We start from the raw sequence: 19,331 nt of genomic DNA on the forward strand, positions 1-19,331 counted from the left end.
AAGGGAGGAAAACCGTACAGAATCTTGTTCGGTCAAGCTAACTTCTAAAAGCCGAAACGCCCTATTTTTCGTTCTCACTCTTCCTTGTCTACTGGTCTACCTGTCTTCCTTGTCTTACCTCAACCCCAATCTTAAAAAACCTACCCTTATGAGCTTTTTAAGGGGGGCTAGGGGGGATCTCTTATTAAGTAAAGGTTTCAGCCTTAAGTTTACACGGATAGGCATTGCCGTAGCCTAGCCTGTTTCTTATTGTCAAAAAACTGTATTCCACAGAACATAAGTAGTCGGACAAAAGAAAACGGTGCTGTATTAAGTGCAAGTAAATCATCCTCAAATCCTTACTGTTCCCTGTTCTCTGTTCCCTGTTCCCTAATCTCAACCGCAACGGGGAAACTACTTAGCCGTTCGGTTCGTGGAACCAATAACGCTGACCTGTAACCCCTCATATCGTGTCCGGTGGAATACTTACACTATCGGTGGAGACAAGGCAGAGGGCAGAAGGCTCCAGGGCAGAAGGGAAGGAGGAAGGTTGCAAGGTACAAGGGAATAATGACTGTTTGGACGGACATGATATCAAAGGCGATCGGATCACAACCGTAAACAGTCATGGGATGCGTATCCTTAACATTCCGTAATTTTTCTTAAACTAAGAGATAGCATCCTATTTTCTGCTAACGACTATGCTGCTGCAATCCAACCAACGGACGAAACTCGACGAAACCGAGGATACCCTGTTTTACTCCTTCCCTCGCTTTGTCACCCATGTTGATGCTGGGTTTCTGGATCAACTCACTCAACTCTATAGAGAACGCCTTACACCCCATACTCGCATCCTGGATATGATGAGTAGTCATGTATCCCACTTACCCGATGACATGGAATTCGCCCATGTTGAGGGACATGGGATGAATGAACAGGAACTAGCCCGCAATCCCCGTTTAAACCATTACTTTGTCCAGGATCTAAATAAAAATCCTCAGTTACCGTTACCCGATCAAGAGTTTGATGCGGTTCTCAACTGTGTCTCGATTCAGTACCTGCAATACCCTGATGCCGTGTTTCAGGAGATTCACCGCATCCTCAAACCCGGTGGTATCGCTATTATCAGCTTTTCCAACCGTATGTTCTTCCAAAAAGCGATCGCGGCATGGCGAGACGGAACTGAAGCCAGTCGTGTGCAACTTGTCAAGCGTTATTTTCAATCTGTACCCGGATTTGGTACTCCCGAAGTGATTGCCCGTTCTTCTCCGGTTCCCAGTGTTTTGCAAATGCTAGGGGTTGGCGGGGGTGATCCTTTCTATGCCGTCATCGCCCAGCGTCAAGACAATAAACAGGCAGTCTAACCAAGGAGTTATCACCAATGATGCAACGTTTACGAGATTGGGGATTTACGCGGGAATGGCGGCAGGGTAAACGTGGCGAATACCTGGTTTTGCTACAGGCTATCCTAATTATTGGTTTCCTGTTGCTACCCGTTTACCGTCCCAGTAGTTGGGTGATTAACACTCCGCTTCTGTTTTATCTGCGCTGGGGTTTCCTCATCGGATTAGAGGTAGCGGCATTAGTCTTTATTCTCAAAGGACTACAGGATTTAGGAGAGAGTCTCACGCCTCTACCCTATCCCAAAGATGACGGACAACTGGTGCGATCGGGTGTTTACAGTCTGGTGCGCCACCCCCTCTACAGCAGTTTACTGTTTGCTGGTTTGGGTTGGGCAATCTTTCAGCTAAGTCTTTCCCACCTCATCGCGACGGTGATCCTATTGATTTTCTTGGATATCAAAGCTAGACGGGAAGAAACTTGGTTAACCCAGAAGTATCCGGAATACACCGACTATCAGCAGCGAGTCAAAAAACTGATTCCTGGTTTATACTGAAAGGCTGTGTCACCGTGGTCAGAGCCGACTTTCCATCCGGGCTAAGGTTATTTGCCTACCCAGAGGAAAACACTTGACAGATGGGGGTTCCAGCCTATCAAGTCTGTTGGCTTTCATAATGAATGACTCAGCCAGTCATAAAATTGACCTATATGATGCAACAAAACTTGATGTTCAGGATACAATAGCCTGTGGTGTGAGTAAGTAAAAATAACTATTTAACGAATGCTAAATCGTTCATCTAGTGTAGTCTGTCCACCAAACCCGAATCGGGAAGCTGCAACCGAGAGCGATCGCGGGATGGTAAGCAACACGAGTGACCAACGCCTGATAAAATTAATGAAGTCGATTTACCAGGCTGATCAGCAAGTCAAGTATCTACATTTGCAAGCAGAAGTAGATTCACTATTGCAGCAGCTCCAAATCCTCCAAAAACAACGGTTGGCTGCGGCGCAATCCGACGCCAATAATTAAGGGGAACAGTAGTGTTTGGTTTGATTCATGCTGTTTTTGCACCCCAGAACTCAGTTTCGGGGTGCTAAGTTTTGTCAACTCTGACGGATAAGCACAAGGAGATACCCTTCTATCTGCCAGTAATGGACGGCTGGGCAGTGTTTTTTTGCCTGACTATTCGCCATTCATCAACATCTCATGTATTAAATTCTTTCATGACTATATCGACAATCAAAGAACAAAGTCCTGATTACTCATTGACAAGGGTTACAACGACCTTACGACTGAGAGACATTTTGCGAACGTTACCGCGTGAAGTGTTTGTGAAAAACCGTCGCAAAGCCTGGACAGTGGTTCTGGTGAGTATTGTAATGGTAAGTCTAGGCTATGGGGGTTTAGCGATCGCGCCCTGGTTTTGTTTACCGCTATTATGGATTTTCACGGGTACAGCATTGACCGGCTTTTTTGTGATCGGTCATGATTGTGGTCATCGTTCCTTTGCCAATCGCCGTTGGGTGAATGATTTGGTGGGACACCTGGCATTTTTACCTTTACTTTATCCCTTTCATAGCTGGCGCATTCTCCATAACCACCATCATACCCACACGAATAAGCTTGGCGAAGATAATGCATGGCAACCTTTTACTATAGAGTATTATGCCAGCCACCCGGTTGTAGTGAAGTGGTTTTACCAACTCAGCCGAGGTCGATTGTGGTGGATTGGTTCGATGTTCCACTGGGCTTTACTGCATTTTACGTGGTGGAACTTTCAAGGCAAACAGCGTTCTCAGGTTAAGTTTTCTGCGTTGCTGGTTATCGGTTTTGCTGCTGTTGCATTTCCTTTACTCTTTGCCACAGTAGGTGTGTGGGGAGTGATCAAATTCTGGCTACTGCCCTGGATTGTGTACCATTTCTGGATGAGTACGTTTACCATTGTTCACCACACAGCACCCGATATTCCCTTTATCCCAGAACCGGAATGGAATGAGGCGGAGGCTCAACTCTTTGGTTCGGTTCACTGTGATTATCCCCGTTGGATAGAGTTTCTCTGCCACGATATTAATGTTCACATTCCCCATCACATTTCCAGTGCAATTCCGTCCTATAATTTGCGGTTAGCCCATCAGATTCTTAAGGAAAATTGGGGGGATGAATTGCGTGAATGCCGTTTTTCTTGGTCGTTAATGAAACAGATTACCGACCAATGCCACCTCTATAGTCAACAGGAGTGCTATCAGTCGTTTAAGGATTATCGAAAAGCCTTGGCTGGAGACAATTAATACCGAGTAAACTCTGAGATCCCCGACTTCTTGAAGAAGTCGGGGATCTGGTATTAAGTTCAATGGCACACTCAACAAGCATTTTAGGATCGCCGAAACCCTTGATCGTAGTAGTGGCGTGGCACACCTTATTTGATGAATTAGAATCATGCCCAGAAACCGTAGGGGCGCAAAGACTTGCGCCCGATTCAATGGTGAAATCTATTCCACCATTTTAGCTGTGCCACGCCAGTAGTAGTAGGGTGGGCATTGCCCACCATCCTTAAGGAACGTGCCATTCGTATTAAGTTACAATATCAGCGATCGCGAGCCATCAGCAAGGTCATGAGTCAACTGCAAGCCAAACTACCAACCGATACCTGGGTCAATGCGACTTGGGACGAATACCTTCAGGCAATCAGTGATCCAGCCTATGAAAAAGCGAAAGGCTATTATTACAACGAACGCATGAGGCTAGAGATGTCTCCACTTGGTAACCCCCATTCTCGTGATCACCTTATCGTTATTCACGCCGTCTGCCTCTTTGCAGGACTTAATCAGATTGACTTTGATGGTCATGATAACTGCACGTATCGTAAGACAGGCTGTGAGGAAGCCCAACCGGATGTCTCGTTTTATGTCGGTGACAACGCGGAAGTAGTACCTTGGGAAGTGAAAATCATCAATCTTGATACCTATCCACCCCCTGATTTAGTCATTGAAGTTGCCTATGCTTCTTTAGCCGATGACAAAGGAGAGAAACGTCTCCTCTACGAATCCTTGGGAGTTCGGGAGTATTGGATTATTGATGTCAAAAATGTTCAGGTTATCGCCTTTGAGATTCAAAATGGCGGGAGTCGGCGAATTTATCACTCTCAGGTGTTTCCTGGTTTAGAGATTGCTCTATTGGAAGAAGCCTTTCGGCGTAGTCGGCAAATGAATCATGGTAAAGTGAGCGCTTGGTTGTTGTCGCAGTTTCAACAAGCTTGAGTAAGCCCATGTTACCCGCCGCCAAGAACTCAAGTTCTTGGCTTATAGCTCAAGTCGGTTAAAACCGACTAATTATTTTTATCCAGTAAACTGTTTAGACTTTATATTTCTGTGTAAAATCAATCAAGACGTTGAAATAAGTTCAGCAATAATTTATTTAGCGCGATCGCGAACGGCTTTACCACTGCTGTAGTGGCGTGGCACACCTTATTTGAGGAATTAGAATTACATCCAGAAAACGTAGGGGCGCATAGACGTGCGCCCGATTCAATGGTAGAGTCTATTCCACAATTTTAGCTGTGCCACGCCAGTAGGAAACCCAACAGAGCAAGTTATCCAAATTACCACCCTGCAATCGCCACTAAATTTAAACGCCTTTTAGGAAAAATTTCAGATAGCAAAAGCAGGGTATCAATCCAAGTCATGAAGTTTTGGGAAATGTTACTCTAGGGTTACATAGCAAATGTTGAGGGACATAGCCGTGAGCCAAGTTGTCAAGCTAGAACTGAGTGATGAAGTATATGCAGCCTTGAAGCGACAAGCTGACAGCGTGGGTGTTTCTCTATCCGAGTGGATCGCGATCGCTCTGGAATTACAAACTGGTTTACCCAGTCACCAGAACACTGACGTTGAGAACAAAGCCACACCTCAAGAGTTCTCCAACTCCAGCCATTCTGGAACGGCTGATGTATGCTATCTGACAGAATCTGATAATAGGGGCGTTGATGCTGATTTGGTTGGTTTATAGCCGAGATATCGCCAAATAATACCTTAAGCTGAGTGCTGATCGCTTAAGCTGTAAGCAAGAGGCGGATTAAAGCATCGGTTGATTAAAAGATGGGTTGGGTTTCGTTGCTGCAACCCAACCCACAACTCCCTACGGAGAAGAACGAAACATTGGCATAGAATTTGAGTTTTTGCTCCTCAGCTATTGCCCAAATGCTTCGCTCCTGTATCCTATAAGTAGGGAATACAGGTAATTAGGCACCAGGCATCGTACCTGTAGAGCTGATACCAGCACCGCCTTCGGCTTTGTGCTGCCATTGACCATTTTCACTCTGTTCGTAGCTGTTTTTAACCGAATTCCACGCAACTTGATGGGCTTGGTTATCGTTGAGAGTTACCGCCTTTTTGCCACGGCGATTAAAATCGCTGCTACACAAACTTGCGTCCGCTTGACAAGGACTGAATTATAACGGAGGTAGGAAACCTGGATTTATGAATTGAGCTGCTTATAGATTGATTCGAGCAGTTTTTTAAAGACGACTTGTTTAAACTCCGGGTTGTTCATGACTTCCATAAAGATTTGCTCATTCCCCTCCATGCGTTCGAGGAAGAGGTTTTCAAGTTGTTGGTCGAGGACAGGGGCGAAGTTTTCTTTGGTGTTGACTTGGGCGGCTTGCTTGAGGTGGTCGTTGGCGATCGCGGTTTCGGTGATTTGTTCAAAAAAGAGTTGGTCAGCGGGGGTGAAGTCGGTACCAAAGCGTTCGTTGAGGGAGTCGATCAGTTGGGAGAGGGGAACCTCTTGATCCGGTTGGCGGGTTCCGGTGGCGGTGGCACCTTTGAGGGGGTTGGCTTCGCCTTCGTTGAGGTCGATTTTGCCTTCACTGATTTTTTGGAGGCGATAATATTTCATCTCGATATCCCCTGATAGGTCTACGTTAGGCGCATCGGTACTGCGGGGGAGTTTTTTCAGGAGAAAGCGACTATAAGCATAGAGTTTTTCTAGGTCGGAATCTTGGTAGGGGATGATTTGGGCGAGGAAAAGGTAGAGGTTACGGAAGCTGGTGAGTTGGCTGCTTCTAGGGTTTTGTATTGGTCGATAATGGGTTCGAGTAGGGTATTGAGTTTTTTGTGTTCTCCTCCGGTGAGGGAGGTTTTGGGGCGAAACCAGATTTTACACCATTGGTTAACATTTTCTTGGCTAAAGAGTCGCCATTGATAGAGTTGGAAGGCGAGGTCATTGAGTTGTTGGGGGTCAGCGGTTTCGCCAATGGGGGTTTGTTCGTAGTAGGGTTTAAAGGCTTTGTAGATGTCTTCGGGTGGGTTGACAAAATCTAAAACGAAGGTGTCTTCTTTCCCTGGGGCGGTACGGTTGAGGCGGGAGAGGGTTTGTACCGCTTGGACTCCGGCGAGGCGTTTATCGACGAACATGGTGTGGAGGAGGGGTTGGTCAAAGCCGGTTTGGAATTTGTTGGCGACGAGTAGCAGTTGGTAATCCTTGCTGGCGAATTTTTCGGGGATTTCGGTGGATTTGATTCCGCCATTCATACTGACTTCGGTGAAGGTTTCATTGGGGAACTCTTTGAGGGGGACTGAACCGGAGAAGGCGACGAGGGATTTAATGTCGGTGTAGCCTTTTTCTTGGAGGTAGTGGTCGAAGGTCAGTTTGTATTTTACCGCCTGTTCGCGCGATCGCGTGACGACCATTGCTTTAGCCTGACCGCCGATTTTATGGCGGGTATGGTTGCGGAAATGTTCAACGATGATTTCGACTTTCTGGGCGATGTTGTGGGGATGGAGTTCGACGAAACGGGCAATTTCTTTGGCGGCTTTGCGCCGGGGGAGGTTGGGGTCATCCTCAAAGAGGCTGACTAACTGGTAATAACGGGTGTAACAGGTATAGTTGGCGAGTACGTCTTTAATGAAGCCTTCTTCAATGGCTTGGCGCATGGTGTAGAGGTGAAAGGGGGCTTGTCCGGTTTCTCCGGGTTCATCGAAGAGTAAGAGGGTGCGTTGTTTGGGGGTGGCGGTAAAGGCGAAGTAACTGAGGTTGGGTTGTTTGGTGCGAGTGAGTTGGGTTCGTAATAGTTTTTGTTGCGCTGCTTCGCCGAGATCTTCATCGGGTTCATCGTCGAGGAGTTGGTGGGCGATGGCGGCTTCAATCCCGTCGTTGTTGAGGATTCCTCGGAGTTCGGCGGCGGTTTCTCCACTTTGGGAACTGTGTGCTTCATCGACGATAATGGCAAAGCGTTTGTCTTTGGTGGTGAGGGTGACGGTTTTGCCTTTTTTCTCTAGGGTTTGGATGGCTTGGGAAATGAAGGGGAATTTCTGAATGGTGGAGATGATGATCGGGACTCCTGCACCTAGGGCTTTGGCGAGTTGTTGGTTGTTTTCATCTATTTTGTGGACGACTCCGGTTTTATGGTCGAATTGATAAATCGTGTCTTGGAGTTGGCTGTCTAATACTTTGCGATCGGTGATCACGATGATGGTATCAAAGATTTTTTCATCGTGGTTATTGTGGAGGTTGGCGAGGCGATGGGCTAACCAGGCGATAGAGTTAGATTTTCCTGATCCGGCTGAATGTTGAATCAGGTAGTTATGTCCTGACTGATGCTGTTTGGTGTGGGCGATGAGTTTCCGCACCACATCGAGTTGATGGTAACGGGGGAAAATTAGGGTTTCTTTGGTTTGGTACTTGATTCCGGTGGCGGTGGGAATTTGGATGTCTTGGGTTTCTAGGTGGAGGAAACGGGCGAGAATGTCTAAAATACTATCGCGCTGGAGGACTTCTTGCCAAAGGTAACGGGTGCGGTATTCTCCGGGAACATGGGGATTCCCGGCGCTGTGGTTATCGCCTTTATTGAAGGGGAGAAAGGTGGTTTTTGTCCCAGCGAGTTTGGTGGTCATCCAGACTTGTTCGGTATCGACGGCGAAGTGAACTAAGCAACGTTCTTTGAAGCGAAATAGGGGGTCTTTGGGGTCTCTTTCGGTTTGATATTGGTGAATGGCGTTGCGGTAGGTTTGTCCGGTGAGTTGGTTTTTCAGTTCGATGGTGGCGATGGGTAAGCCGTTGAGACTGAGGAGAATATCGGGAATTCCGTTGGTTTTGATCGTGACTTGGCGGGTGAGGGTGAGGCGATTTTTACGGTAGAGGGCGATGGTTTCGGGGTTCATCCCGGTGTTAGGTTGGAAGTAGGCGACTTTGAAGGTTTTACCGTAGCATTTGAAGCCGTTACGGAGGACATCAAGCATTCCCCGACTTTTGAGTTCTTTGGTGAGGCTGGTAATCAGGATTTTTTGGGCTTCTCCTGGGCTGGTGCGAGTCAGTTTTTCCCATTGTTTCGGTTGGGTGGTTTGGATAAAGTTGATAATCTCACTGTGGAAAAGGGCGGTGTCTGGGTCGTAGTTGTCTGGGTTGCTTGGGTGGTAGTCGTAGTGGTTGAGGAGTTCTTTTTCGATGATGTTTTCAAAGTCTTTTTCTTGGTGCATGGTCAATTCCTGTTGCTCGATGATATCATGTCCGGTTAAATACCCATAATTACGGTGAGGATGAGTACGGGCTTGGTTACCAAGCCCGTACATTTTTATTAGGGGTGATTTACTTGGTCAGGGTCAAAGTCTGGGGGGACGGGTTCAACCTGGTCTAAGAGGTCTTTAAAGGTTTGGCTTTTATAGTCATAGGGCTGGGCTTCTACAATGTCTTTGATGATTTTACCGCTATCTTTTGCGGAGCCAAAAGCTGGGCGTTTACTTTTTTTAATCGGGGAAATAATGGCAAGGGGTTGATTATTTTGGGTAATGGTGAGGGGTTCACCTGTTTGGATGGCTTGGGTGAGTAGGGTTTGGAGGGATTCAGGGAGGTCGGATAGGGTGATTTGAGTCATGGTTTTTAATGAATTAAGTAGGTTAAAGTTTGATGTCATCTAGGGGTAATAATCCTGCGTCAATATCGGGGAATTCTTCGTCTATGGGTTCGAGGGTGGAGAAAACTTCGAGAATGGATTTCTTTTTATAGGGTTCGATAATCAGTTTGCCATTTTCTTGGCGGATGATAACGTCTGTGGTGTTTAGGTTAAGTTCTGGGGGAATGGGTAGGGTTTGGGTGTTTCCTTGTTGGATGAGTTTAACGTGATATTCGGTGGTCATGGTGGTTTCTAGGGTTGAGGAATGGGGACTTGGCGCACGTCGATTTTGCCTGTTACGGCGTTGGTGATTAGGGCTGTGCGATATTCTTTGAGAAGGTCGATGGCTTGTTTAATTTTTGCTTTTTGTTGGTCGATTTCGGTTGTTTTGTGGTCGAGGAATTGCGCGATCGCATCCTGTTCTTCCAATGGCGGTAAAGCTGCCCAAAATTCTTTTATTTTGTCTAAGTGCAAGTTCGTAACAGTATTTGATTTAGCACCAATATTAATTTGAGTTTCTGTTAATTTACCTAATAACGAATATTGCAAAAACTCACTGCTGATCTTTTGTTTAATCACTTTAATTAAGCAGAGGCTCACAAATATACTAAATTCAAAATCCCAATCAACAATTCTAGGAACTCCTATCGTTCCATTTTTAGAATAAAGCAAGTCCCCTTTTTCTGGTTTGCATCTAATAGATAATGCTTCGTGTTCTTCTTCTGGTATAAATTTAATATTATTCATATTGATGGAGTTACTACCTGCTTGAACAATATCAGTAACTCTTAGAAAAGGAATTCCTTCGCTCACATACGTTGGAGTAAAATGTGCGCCATCAATAATTTTATTAGTTATATGTTTTAGTCGAACTGCTTCCCAATGTTCGGGAATATCCCCCAACCACTCAACACCAGAATCCTTGTACTGTTCATAACCCTGATACTGTCCCATTAACCTTCCTCCCAATCCTCAATATTTAACCCTCAGTATCTAACAAATCTTTGAGAGAACCATCAATCATCAAACACCCCAATCAAATCATCATCAAGGCTATCATCTACCCCCAAGTTATCAACTTCAATCGGATCATCTGCACAGCAACCATATAAATTAAGTAACCCCGAACTATGAAGCATATTATTTTGCTTCAAAAACTCATTTAAATCTCCTTCAGATGCAAACGTTCCCAACTCCTGAAACTCCTCAAAATCAATCAGCCCTTCCCTAAATGCTTTCAACACCAATTGACGGAGAATTTCTTGCGGTAAATCTCTCCATTTATTTTGTACCTTTGCCGTTAACTTGTCCGGTAAATTAATCGTTACCTGCATAATGTTAGTCTCCCTTAAATTACTCCATATCGAGAGGGTTAAAATCTAAAGCTGACCTCGACCCACGGCGCACAGAAAGAATATAAACAAACTCCCCTTTAACTGTAAAAACAATGCGATATCGACTCTTGGATTTTCCATAAAGAAGCTGTCTAATCTCCTCTGAAAAATCATCATTTTCCCTGGCTAAAGCACAACGCCTTGGCTTTTCTTGTAAAGTAGCGATGGTATCCATCAAATCTCGAAACCATTGGTCTGCATAGGCAGAATTATAGTCTTTTAACCAAAGATAAGCCGACTCTATTTCCTCTTTGGCATAACGAGTCAACTTAATCTGAAATACCATGTTTAGCTTGCATCTCAGTTACAAAACTTTCAAGGGATTGAGTCTCACCCTTGTCAATATCTGTTAATCCCCTTTGAATCGCCACCAGAGATTCTAGGTGTTCGATGGTATCCAATAACTTCTGATAAGCAGTAGTATCCTGTACAACCACTTCTGCTTTCCCATTTACTGTCAAAACAATCGGATTTCCCGTTTCCTTCATCTGTTGAATCAAGTCACTGGTATTGCGCTTAAAGGTGGAAAGCGATTGAATATCCCGCCCTAAATGAATCATCCCGATCAGCCTCGCACTAAATTTGCATCTTATTAAGTCTAATTTACACTACCTCCCCCAACATCGCCATGATATCCGCCTCTAAAGACTTAATATCCTCCTCAATCGCTTCCAAGGGACGAGGAGGCTGATACACATAGAAATGCCGATTCAAGGGAATCTCATACCCCACCTTCGTTTTATCAAAATCAATCCACGCATCAGTGACATGAGGTAATACCTCCGCCTCCAGATACGCCAGACAATGGGCTTTAACTAATTTATTTAACCCATCTAATCCCGTTTTCCCATCATACTCCAACGGTAAAGGTAAAGGAATATCCTTCGGTAAAGGCACAATCTCCGTATCCCGTAAACTGGTATCCGGTTCAACCTTTCCCTTGCTATCCCGACAAATTTCCGCTTCTGGGTCAGTTTCCCCCAATGCGGCTAAAATCGCCTTTTTTACTGGACTTTTCAGCTTTAACCCAGCTTGTTTTAAGACCTTTTCCATATCCTTTACAAACCCCTCACGGGACCAATAAAGTTTATTCCCATCCAGACAAGACAGCGCAGCAATAATCTCCTTTTGTAAATCTTGCCCTATCTCAATTTCAAGCTGCTTCGCCTGCTCATCTTTGCGCTTCTTACTGGTTGCTAAATTCTCAAACGCCGTTTGTTCCCACAGTCGCGCCAAGCGTTCCTCACTGACTTGGAAATTCAGGCGTAAAGGACGTTCTACCGTAATCTTAAGAAAACCAAACTCCCGATTATCAAAAATCTTAGAACAAACCCGTTCTTGGCTTTCCCCATCAATCTGCACCTTGCTTATCCCATTCTGTTGATAATCCCCATAAAGTCGCACCAGTTCCGCGATATGGTCAGGGGATAACTCATTCCGCTTATCCCCCAGACTCTTTTTCATCTTCTGATAATGGTGCGTCCCATCAATCAACTGTACCTTTCCTTTCCGGTGGGATGCTTTCTTGTTCGTCACTAACCAGATATAAGTAAAAATTCCTGTGTTATAAAACATCTGATCCGGTAACGCCACCACTGCATCCAGCCAGTCATTTTCGATAATCCAACGGCGAATATTACTCTCCCCACTCCCCGCATCCCCAGTAAACAAAGGTGAACCATTAAACACAATGGCAATGCGTGACCCATCTCCCTCCTTATCCGGTGCAGGGTACATCTTAGAAATCATGTGCTGGAGAAACAACAGCGACCCATCATTAATCCGGGGTAAACCTGCGCCAAAGCGACCCTTAAATCCCAGGGTTTGATATTCAGACTCGATGAAATCTTTCTCTGGTTTCCACTCCACCCCAAAGGGCGGATTAGCAAACATATAATGAAACTGTTTATCACTATGACCATCGTGAGGGACAAAGTTATTACTCTTTTGCTTGGCGTCTTTGAGTCCTAATGTGTCCCCATAAACCAGATTATTAATCGGTTCATCTTTAATCAGCAGGTCAGAACAACAAATAGCGTAGGATTCGGGGTTATATTCTTGCCCAAATAATGCCAAATTTGCGTCCGGGTTTTGCCGTTTAATATATTCCTCCGCTACCGATAGCATTCCCCTTCCGCCGTGGGGTCATACACGGTACGGTAAATCCCTTTTTGAAAGACATCCTCCTCCTCACAAAAGACCAAATTCACCATCAGGCGAATCACTTCACGGGGGGTAAAATGGTCTCCGGCTTCTTCGTTAGCTTGTTCATTAAACTTCCTCACCAACTCCTCAAACAAATACCCCATTTGCAGGTTCGAGAGATGCGCCGGAGACAAATCCACATCCGGACTCGCGATCGCTTGCATCACTTCATAGAGGCGATTGGCTTCATCGAGTTTCTGAATCTGCTTATCAAAGTCAAACTTATCGAAGATGTCCCGCGCCAGGGGAGAAAAGCCATTAATATAGGCGCGGAGGTTATCGGCTAATCCTTCCGAGTCCCCCAAAAGCTTCTTAAAGGTAAACTCGCTGAGGTTATACAAAGGCTGTTTGCGATTCTCCCCGATCGCAACTTTCGCGATCGCCTTTTCAAACGCCTCCCCCGTCAAGACTTTCTCATACTTAGTCTTGGCGGCTAGAACGGCTTCCTTAGTGGGTTCTAGGACAGAATCAAGACGACGCAGCACAATCATCGGTAACATCACCTGACGATACTGAGGAGGGCGGTAGGGACCTCGCAGCTTATCGGCGATACTCCAGATTAAGCCGACTAACTCTTGATGATTGGCGTTTTGTACGATGGTCGTCATAGAGGGTTAATAATCTTAGTTATTTCTCATTGTGCCAAGGGGCAAAGGTGCGTTACGCTACGCTAACACACCCTACATATAGAGCCTTTGCGTCAGTCCTAAAGGTGATCAATCTGCCTTTACTCAAAACGTTTTCGCTGATCTGACCAACGCTTAAGCCTATACTTATTCTCACCCGCCAAAACTAACGCCGCCGTTCCCCCATCCCCCAAATCCGCGATCGCAGTCAGTGATGTATTCCGATGGGTGGAAAATTCACTGTAGAGTAACGCCCCCTTCTCCGAAAATATTAATGTCCGGGGTTTATACTCCTGGGTGTTTGTGTCTGGGCGTTTGATATTCAGGGTTTGATTGGTATTCGATAGATCCTCATACAGGGTTAAAACAGCTTCCGGTTCATCATTCCCAGTCAAATCCAGAGGCTGTACTAACCAATGTCCAATCTCTTGCAGCATCATCTCAATCGTGGGTTCGACTTCAGGCGATCGCTTGCCACTTTTAACCAATTCCTGCCACAGTGTTGGTAATATTGCCGCGACCCATTGCGGTTGCAGTTGGTTTAAATCGGATAAGCTAATTGAACCCGGTTCTAGCCAGCGTAGCGCGGTTTGAGAATATGCCATGGGACGACTATTTTTGGTCTTGGGTAAGGCTTGTCCTGCGGCTAAAAGCTTGATTACACCCTCTTGATAGGACACCCCTTGAACCGTCGCCACGATCGTCTCCTGGCGTCCCTCCGCTGACCAGACGGCAATTTGCAGGTATGGATCAGTGTCTAAACCCAGATATTGCCAAAGACGCTGAGTTGCACCAACTGTGGACAATTGTAAATCGGTAAAGGGTGTTTGACGCCAGCGTTGACCATCATTAAACGCCGCGACTTCTACCTGATACCAAACCTCTTGGGGGGCTTTTTGGAATCCTGAAGCTGGGGCGGTTAAAGCGACGGGAAATGTGGCTGTATTTCTGGCTTCCGGTTGTCGCCAATTTTCCGGCTTGACAGTTTCAACCGATTGTGCAGTACCAACAATTTGACTGAAATGAGGGGTGATGGCGGGAACCTCTGCTAACGCAGTATCCAAATAATCCAGGTAGGCATAAATCTGGGCATTATTGTTAGGTTGATCCGATTCTGATTCAGGGGATGGAAGTTGCTGTAACCAAGAGACCGCTTTAGCCCGTCCTTCTTGGGCGGCGAGAATTAAAGCGCCCCACGTTTTAACCGTGCGATCATTAGGGCTAATATTTAGGGCAGCTTCTACCCGTCGCCATAATTCCTCGGTATCGGTTTTGAGTAAATTAGCAATCTCTTGGGCGGAACCATTAACGGCGGCGGTTTGAAAGACTTGTAAAGCATCTGTCCAGCGTCCATCAATCAGATAGGCGAGAACTTGTTGTCCTTGACTTGCCCAAGTTTGGTTGGCTTGGGCTTCGGTAAATTGGGCATGAAGTCGAATCACGTCTAGTTGTGCTTGAACTGTCGCCGACTCCGTGTTTTTCTGTTCTTGTTGCAATCGTCGATATGCCCAAGACCATAACCCATTCCGGGCTAACATTAAGGAATTACGATAGGTGGGACTATCATCAGCCCGTGTATTTAGTGAAATTTCACTGAGTTGAATCGGATTGAGGAGAAACTGGCGGGGTTGAACCTGGTAGACCTGGAATTTGGGTTCTAAACCCACCGTTTGATTCATCACTAATTCCGGGGTAGAGTCACCCGTAACTTGTTGCCAATAGGGGGGGTTATCCGTGGGACTCTGCCAGTCCAGCATAACACTCAGGTGCATTTGTTCGGGGTTGTAATGGAGGATTTGCCCATAACTTTTTGGCGACCCATCAGTTGGGCGAACGCCCCAGAGATTAAACCAAAATCCTGTCGCGGGGGCTTGATTTTCTAACGGGGTAAATCGACTAAAGGCGAGGGAACGAGAGGCACTGCCATTAATAACATCGGCAGCAGAGAGGACAAAATATTCTTCAGGTGCTTTGATCGCAAGCTGAGTAACCAGTTGATAAGCCAGTTCGGTTTGCTGAAATTCAATCGGTTGATAAAGTCTCAGTTCGACGATTTTTTGGCAATGGGTTTGACAGTTTGATTGAGATTTTAAGATCGGTAATAGGATGGGGGTGTCTCGATAGGGTTGTCCTGTATTCAGGGATACAAGTTCTCCGGCAATTAACCCAGTTTGGCGCAATTCGTCGCGTATGGTTGCCAAGGTTTGTGGGGGTGAAGCATCAGCGATAGGAATTTTTGTCCATCCAGGTAAGACGCGATTCAGCCAGATCGCCGCATTGGGATCAATCATCAGGCGAAGTCCTAACCATATCCCCCCAGTAATGATCGCACCCGTGGCGATTAATGCGGCGATCGTACCTAATGCAACCAAACAGCCATTGGCTGATGATTTTTTCCGGATTCGTCTGCGGCGTCTGTTTGTGACTCCGGACAATCGTTTCCCCCTTTCACCTACTGACACCTTATCGCCGATCATCGCTGCACTGAATTAGTGATTTCGTGAACCTAAAGCCAATGGCAATACTATCGTTTTCCAGGCTAATCCGGCTACAATTAATCCCAGACCCACCAACCAAATTTGTGGTTCCACCCAAAAGGCTAAGACAAGACACCCAGCTAATCCTACCCCAGCGATCCATTTGGGATAGAGTCGTTCTTGGGCAGATAGCCGTAGCGCAGACAGGTTGGTAAGGGCATAATAAACCAAAACGGTAAACGCGCTAAATGACCAGGTTGTTTTGACATTACCAATCAAAACCAACGCCGCGATCGCAACTCCAATACAAATCACTGATATATAGGGTGTGGTTCCCCCAGCATTCAGACGCGCTACAATTCTGGGCATATCCCGCCGACGCCCCATAGCCAATAGTACGCGAGATAATCCCAATATCAGGTTTAGCAATACGCCTACCATCGCCGTCATTGCACCCAGGGCGAGTAATGGGGGAACAAGAGGAATCCCAAATTGGCGAGAAGCGACTTCCAAGGGGGCGGCGTTTGATTGGGTAGCGGCGCTAAGGGTATCCACACCCACGGTTCCCACACCCACGGCGGCGATTGCCATATACAGGATCATCGTGACAATCATCGTCAAGATAATCGCGATCGGGATAGTGCGTCGTGGGTGATGCACCTCTTCTCCCAACGTGGCAATTCGACCATAGCCAGTATACGCCACAAACATTAAAGCACTACCATGGAGTAAAGACGCGATCGCACTTTTATCTGAGGTGTCGGTAGGGAAAAAGGGAGTAAAATTCGCAGCAGTGACATGAGGTAAACCCGTGATGACAAAGATCATCAGCGAGAGTAGGGTAACGGAAACGATAATTAGGTTAGTTAGGTTAGAACGGCGAATTCCCCCTAAGACAATTAGCGTCAAAATAACCACTGTAACCAACGCCAGGGGGACTAACCATTGATTCGCATCCAGACGCAATGCATTTAACAAATAACCCGCAAACCCCAAAGCCGCCGTCGCCGCTGATGCTGTTTTCGCCAAGAGGAACATCCAACCCGCCGTAAAGCCCAGCCAAGGCGTAAGATAGCGATACCCATATTCATAAGTCCCCCCACTAACCGAATGATTCGCTGCGAGTTGGGCGCTACTTAACCCATTACAGGCGGCGAGTAAAGCTGTGATCGCAACAGCTAAAATTACCGATGTTCCAGCGACTCCGGCGGCGATACCAATACTGACAAATACTCCGGTTCCCACCATCGAACCCAGTCCGACTAGGATAGCACCCCGGACATCCAATTCTCGTTTTAGCGAGGGTGGCGCTTTAGATTCTGGCATAGAGATACTCCCCTGAGTCATCATTATGCTGCTTATCCTACCAACTCTAATGGGGTAGAATTTATGTCGAGTGATCTACGATACAAGCGACAAGAAATGTAGGGGCGTCTCGTCTTGCGCCCAGAAATATTTTGGTGTTGCCGAAATCTTTAATATACCGTAGGGTGGGCATTGCCCACCAGCTAAAATTTCAGTACCATTCGAGCTAGACTTGCGCCCATAAAATTAGCGCGATCGCGAACTTAATCAGTACATACATTGGTAGCAAGGGCGCACGTCAGTGCGCCCCTACAAACGGATACTTGGGAAATTTTTAATCGGCTGTTATTCGTTTCGATGATTCATCCGCTCAAGCGACGACTACAAACGGTTAAATTATTTTTTACAGCATTGTAATTCTAGAAAATTATTAGGACATTATATTAATTTATTCGTCATCAATCATCTGTAGGGGCGGGTTTAGGGTCTAAATTGAAGATGTCACCGATAAATAAACAACGAAACCCGCCCTCCCCACCAATAACTAAAATTGTGGAATTTCACGACAAAACCATGAAACAGGTGCGTCGCTAAAGCGACGACTACAATCCAAATCAGCCAAGGCGCGATCGCGATACGCCCCATACCGCTCTTTTTTCCCTTTAATCCGTACCCCTAACGGTGGTAAAATGCCAAAATTAGGTGGCATGGGTTGAAAATGTTTCGGTGAGGCGGAACTAATAAACTCAAATAACGCCCCCATCATCGTCGTTGGCGGTAATGTAATCGGTTCCAATCCCAACACCAACCGCGCTGCATTTGTTCCGGCTAACCACCCCCCAGCCGATGCAGCGGTATACCCTTCTGTTCCCATCAATTGACCCGCCGCAAACATTGTCGGACGGCTTTTAAACTGTAGCGTGGGATACAGCAATTCGGGCGAATTAATGAACGTATTCCGATGCATCACGCCCATCCGCACAAACTCGGCATTTTCCAAACCAGGAATCAACCGAAACACGCGCTTCTGTTCGCCCCAACGCAGGTTGGTCTGAAACCCAACCATGTTCCACAACTGACCCGCCTGATCTTCTTGGCGTAACTGTACCACCGCATAGGGACGTTTACCCTGATTTTCTGGGGCGCGAAAGTCTCCGTGACGGGTATCAAATAATCCTACAGGCTTCAGGGGACCATAGCGCATCGTATCTTCCCCCCGTCGCGCCATTTCTTCAATCGGGAGACAGCCTTCAAAAAACTTTGCCGTTTCTTGCTCAAACTCCTTTAACTCGGCTTTTTCCGCCTGACACAATTCCTGCCAAAATCGTAAATATTCCTCCCGATTCATGGGACAATTGAGATAGGCTGCCTCTCCCTTGTCATATCGGGACGCCATAAATGCAATATCTTGATTAATCGACTCCCCAACCACAATCGGCGACGCGGCATCAAAGAAACTGAAATAGTCCATCCCGGTGAAGCGCTGCAAGTCGGCGGCTAAAGCTGGACTGGTCAATGGACCCGTTGTCAGCACCACCACCCCTTCTGGGGGAATCTGCGCCACTTCCCCCCGCCGTAACTCAATCAGCGGATGACTCGCCAGAGTTTCAGTCAAATCCTGGCTAAATACCGCCCGATCCACCGCCAACGCCCCCCCAGCCGGCACCGCATGGTTATCCGCCTTCGTGATAATAATAGAACCCAGACGGCGTAACTCTTCATGCAACAACCCCGCCGCGCGATCGCTTGATCGCGCCCCAAAGGAATTACTACAGACTAATTCTGCCAATTCTCCAGTATGATGGGCAGGACTCATCTGCACGGGACGCATCTCATGGAGTACCACAGACACACCCGCTTGGGCAATTTGCCACGCGGCTTCTGTACCCGCTAATCCACCACCAATTACCTGAATTGTCTGTTGTTCCATGTTTTATTTAATATTTCACCAACTCCTCAGTCACAACTAACCAATGGAACCGATATAATTTTGCTAACTTATGCTAACAATGCACTCTAAAAGACAAGCTCTTAGAGAGGGGATATCTCCCAAAGCCCGTAGGAAAATCCCACGGGCGCCGTTAATGTCCCTGTCCATCCGAAATCCATCACCACCAA

General features: G+C 46.5%; 16 protein-coding genes and 2 pseudogenes. 6 read left to right on the forward strand and 12 right to left on the reverse strand.

Annotated features, from left to right (window positions below):
* The first annotated feature begins 680 nt into the window (after window positions 1–680).
* The 6 genes from RIE73_RS15360 (at window position 681) to RIE73_RS15385 (ending at window position 5,326) form a co-directional block, all read left to right on the forward strand.
* Complete coding sequence (locus RIE73_RS15360; protein WP_446402001.1) at window positions 681–1,343, forward strand: class I SAM-dependent methyltransferase; 663 nt, start codon at window positions 681–683, stop codon at window positions 1,341–1,343.
* A 20-nt stretch (window positions 1,344–1,363) separates the two neighbouring features.
* The gene (locus tag RIE73_RS15365) at window positions 1,364–1,876 is read left to right on the forward strand and encodes a methyltransferase family protein (protein WP_446402013.1); all 513 of its coding nucleotides are present in this window, start codon (window positions 1,364–1,366) and stop codon (window positions 1,874–1,876) included.
* 225 nt (window positions 1,877–2,101) lie between these two features.
* A complete protein-coding gene (locus RIE73_RS15370) occupies window positions 2,102–2,350 on the forward strand; it encodes a hypothetical protein (RefSeq protein WP_044210929.1) in 249 nt (82 codons plus the stop codon).
* Window positions 2,351–2,544: 194 nt separating this feature from the next.
* Window positions 2,545–3,609, forward strand: coding sequence for a fatty acid desaturase (locus tag RIE73_RS15375; protein WP_446402002.1), 1,065 nt, complete (start codon window positions 2,545–2,547; stop codon window positions 3,607–3,609).
* Between the two features lie 324 nt (window positions 3,610–3,933).
* Window positions 3,934–4,578 (forward strand): Uma2 family endonuclease, encoded by a 645-nt coding sequence (locus RIE73_RS15380; protein ID WP_446402014.1) that lies wholly within the window; start codon window positions 3,934–3,936, stop codon window positions 4,576–4,578.
* A 481-nt stretch (window positions 4,579–5,059) separates the two neighbouring features.
* Window positions 5,060–5,326, forward strand: coding sequence for a hypothetical protein (locus RIE73_RS15385; protein WP_446402003.1), 267 nt, complete (start codon window positions 5,060–5,062; stop codon window positions 5,324–5,326).
* Window positions 5,327–5,558: 232 nt separating this feature from the next.
* Here the strand turns inward: RIE73_RS15385 and RIE73_RS15390 are convergent, their stop codons facing one another.
* The 12 genes and pseudogenes from RIE73_RS15390 to trmFO all read right to left on the reverse strand — a co-directional run bounded on the left by RIE73_RS15390 (window position 5,559) and on the right by trmFO (window position 19,143).
* Complete coding sequence (locus RIE73_RS15390; protein WP_446402004.1) at window positions 5,559–5,741, reverse strand: ChaB family protein; 183 nt, start codon at window positions 5,739–5,741, stop codon at window positions 5,559–5,561.
* Window positions 5,742–5,794: 53 nt separating this feature from the next.
* Window positions 5,795–8,793: pseudogene (locus RIE73_RS15395) on the reverse strand (type I restriction endonuclease subunit R).
* Between the two features lie 98 nt (window positions 8,794–8,891).
* Window positions 8,892–9,188 (reverse strand): type II toxin-antitoxin system Phd/YefM family antitoxin, encoded by a 297-nt coding sequence (locus RIE73_RS15400; protein WP_446402005.1) that lies wholly within the window; start codon window positions 9,186–9,188, stop codon window positions 8,892–8,894.
* 22 nt (window positions 9,189–9,210) lie between these two features.
* The gene (locus RIE73_RS15405; protein ID WP_446402006.1) at window positions 9,211–9,450 is read right to left on the reverse strand and encodes an antitoxin; all 240 of its coding nucleotides are present in this window, start codon (window positions 9,448–9,450) and stop codon (window positions 9,211–9,213) included.
* A gap of 8 nt (window positions 9,451–9,458) precedes the next feature.
* Window positions 9,459–10,160, reverse strand: coding sequence for a restriction endonuclease subunit S (locus RIE73_RS15410; RefSeq protein WP_446402007.1), 702 nt, complete (start codon window positions 10,158–10,160; stop codon window positions 9,459–9,461).
* A gap of 62 nt (window positions 10,161–10,222) precedes the next feature.
* Window positions 10,223–10,540, reverse strand: a complete 318-nt coding sequence (locus tag RIE73_RS15415) for a hypothetical protein (protein ID WP_446402008.1) — start codon at window positions 10,538–10,540, stop codon at window positions 10,223–10,225.
* Window positions 10,541–10,559: 19 nt separating this feature from the next.
* On the reverse strand, window positions 10,560–10,886 hold the full coding sequence (locus RIE73_RS15420; RefSeq protein ID WP_446383065.1) for a type II toxin-antitoxin system RelE/ParE family toxin: 327 nt from the start codon (window positions 10,884–10,886) through the stop codon (window positions 10,560–10,562).
* Window positions 10,870–11,160 carry a type II toxin-antitoxin system Phd/YefM family antitoxin gene (locus tag RIE73_RS15425; protein ID WP_446402009.1) on the reverse strand — a complete coding sequence of 97 codons (291 nt, stop codon included), beginning with the start codon at window positions 11,158–11,160 and terminating at the stop codon, window positions 10,870–10,872. Before RIE73_RS15425 ends, RIE73_RS15420 begins: the two co-directional genes overlap by 17 nt.
* Before the next feature lie 43 nt (window positions 11,161–11,203).
* Window positions 11,204–13,413: pseudogene (locus RIE73_RS15430) on the reverse strand (type I restriction-modification system subunit M).
* A gap of 119 nt (window positions 13,414–13,532) precedes the next feature.
* Window positions 13,533–15,866: a hypothetical protein gene (locus RIE73_RS15435; RefSeq protein ID WP_446402010.1), complete on the reverse strand. Its 2,334-nt coding sequence runs from the start codon at window positions 15,864–15,866 to the stop codon at window positions 13,533–13,535.
* Between the two features lie 54 nt (window positions 15,867–15,920).
* Window positions 15,921–17,234: an APC family permease gene (locus RIE73_RS15440; RefSeq protein ID WP_446402011.1), complete on the reverse strand. Its 1,314-nt coding sequence runs from the start codon at window positions 17,232–17,234 to the stop codon at window positions 15,921–15,923.
* Between the two features lie 523 nt (window positions 17,235–17,757).
* Entirely contained in the window at window positions 17,758–19,143 is a 1,386-nt protein-coding gene (gene trmFO / locus RIE73_RS15445) for an FADH(2)-oxidizing methylenetetrahydrofolate--tRNA-(uracil(54)-C(5))-methyltransferase TrmFO (RefSeq protein ID WP_446402012.1), read from the reverse strand.
* Between the last annotated feature and the right edge of the window lie 188 nt (window positions 19,144–19,331).

It is taken from the genome of Coleofasciculus sp. C1-SOL-03 (assembly GCF_040220555.1).
Classification (GTDB): Bacteria; Cyanobacteriota; Cyanobacteriia; order Cyanobacteriales; family Coleofasciculaceae; genus Coleofasciculus.

Bases quoted from the DNA above. Each gene is read 5' to 3' on its own strand.
- RIE73_RS15360 (WP_446402001.1), top strand. From the start codon at position 681: ATGCTGCTGCAATCCAACCAACGGACGAAACTCGACGAAACCGAGGAT.
- RIE73_RS15365 (WP_446402013.1), top strand. From the start codon at position 1,364: ATGCAACGTTTACGAGATTGGGGATTTACGCGGGAATGGCGGCAGGGT.
- RIE73_RS15370 (WP_044210929.1), top strand. From the start codon at position 2,102: ATGCTAAATCGTTCATCTAGTGTAGTCTGTCCACCAAACCCGAATCGG.
- RIE73_RS15375 (WP_446402002.1), top strand. From the start codon at position 2,545: ATGACTATATCGACAATCAAAGAACAAAGTCCTGATTACTCATTGACA.
- RIE73_RS15380 (WP_446402014.1), top strand. From the start codon at position 3,934: ATGAGTCAACTGCAAGCCAAACTACCAACCGATACCTGGGTCAATGCG.
- RIE73_RS15400 (WP_446402005.1), bottom strand. From the start codon at position 9,188: ATGACTCAAATCACCCTATCCGACCTCCCTGAATCCCTCCAAACCCTA.
- RIE73_RS15405 (WP_446402006.1), bottom strand. From the start codon at position 9,450: ATGACCACCGAATATCACGTTAAACTCATCCAACAAGGAAACACCCAA.
- RIE73_RS15410 (WP_446402007.1), bottom strand. From the start codon at position 10,160: ATGGGACAGTATCAGGGTTATGAACAGTACAAGGATTCTGGTGTTGAG.
- RIE73_RS15415 (WP_446402008.1), bottom strand. From the start codon at position 10,540: ATGCAGGTAACGATTAATTTACCGGACAAGTTAACGGCAAAGGTACAA.
- RIE73_RS15420 (WP_446383065.1), bottom strand. From the start codon at position 10,886: ATGGTATTTCAGATTAAGTTGACTCGTTATGCCAAAGAGGAAATAGAG.
- RIE73_RS15425 (WP_446402009.1), bottom strand. From the start codon at position 11,160: ATGATTCATTTAGGGCGGGATATTCAATCGCTTTCCACCTTTAAGCGC.
- RIE73_RS15440 (WP_446402011.1), bottom strand. From the start codon at position 17,234: ATGCCAGAATCTAAAGCGCCACCCTCGCTAAAACGAGAATTGGATGTC.
- trmFO (WP_446402012.1), bottom strand. From the start codon at position 19,143: ATGGAACAACAGACAATTCAGGTAATTGGTGGTGGATTAGCGGGTACA.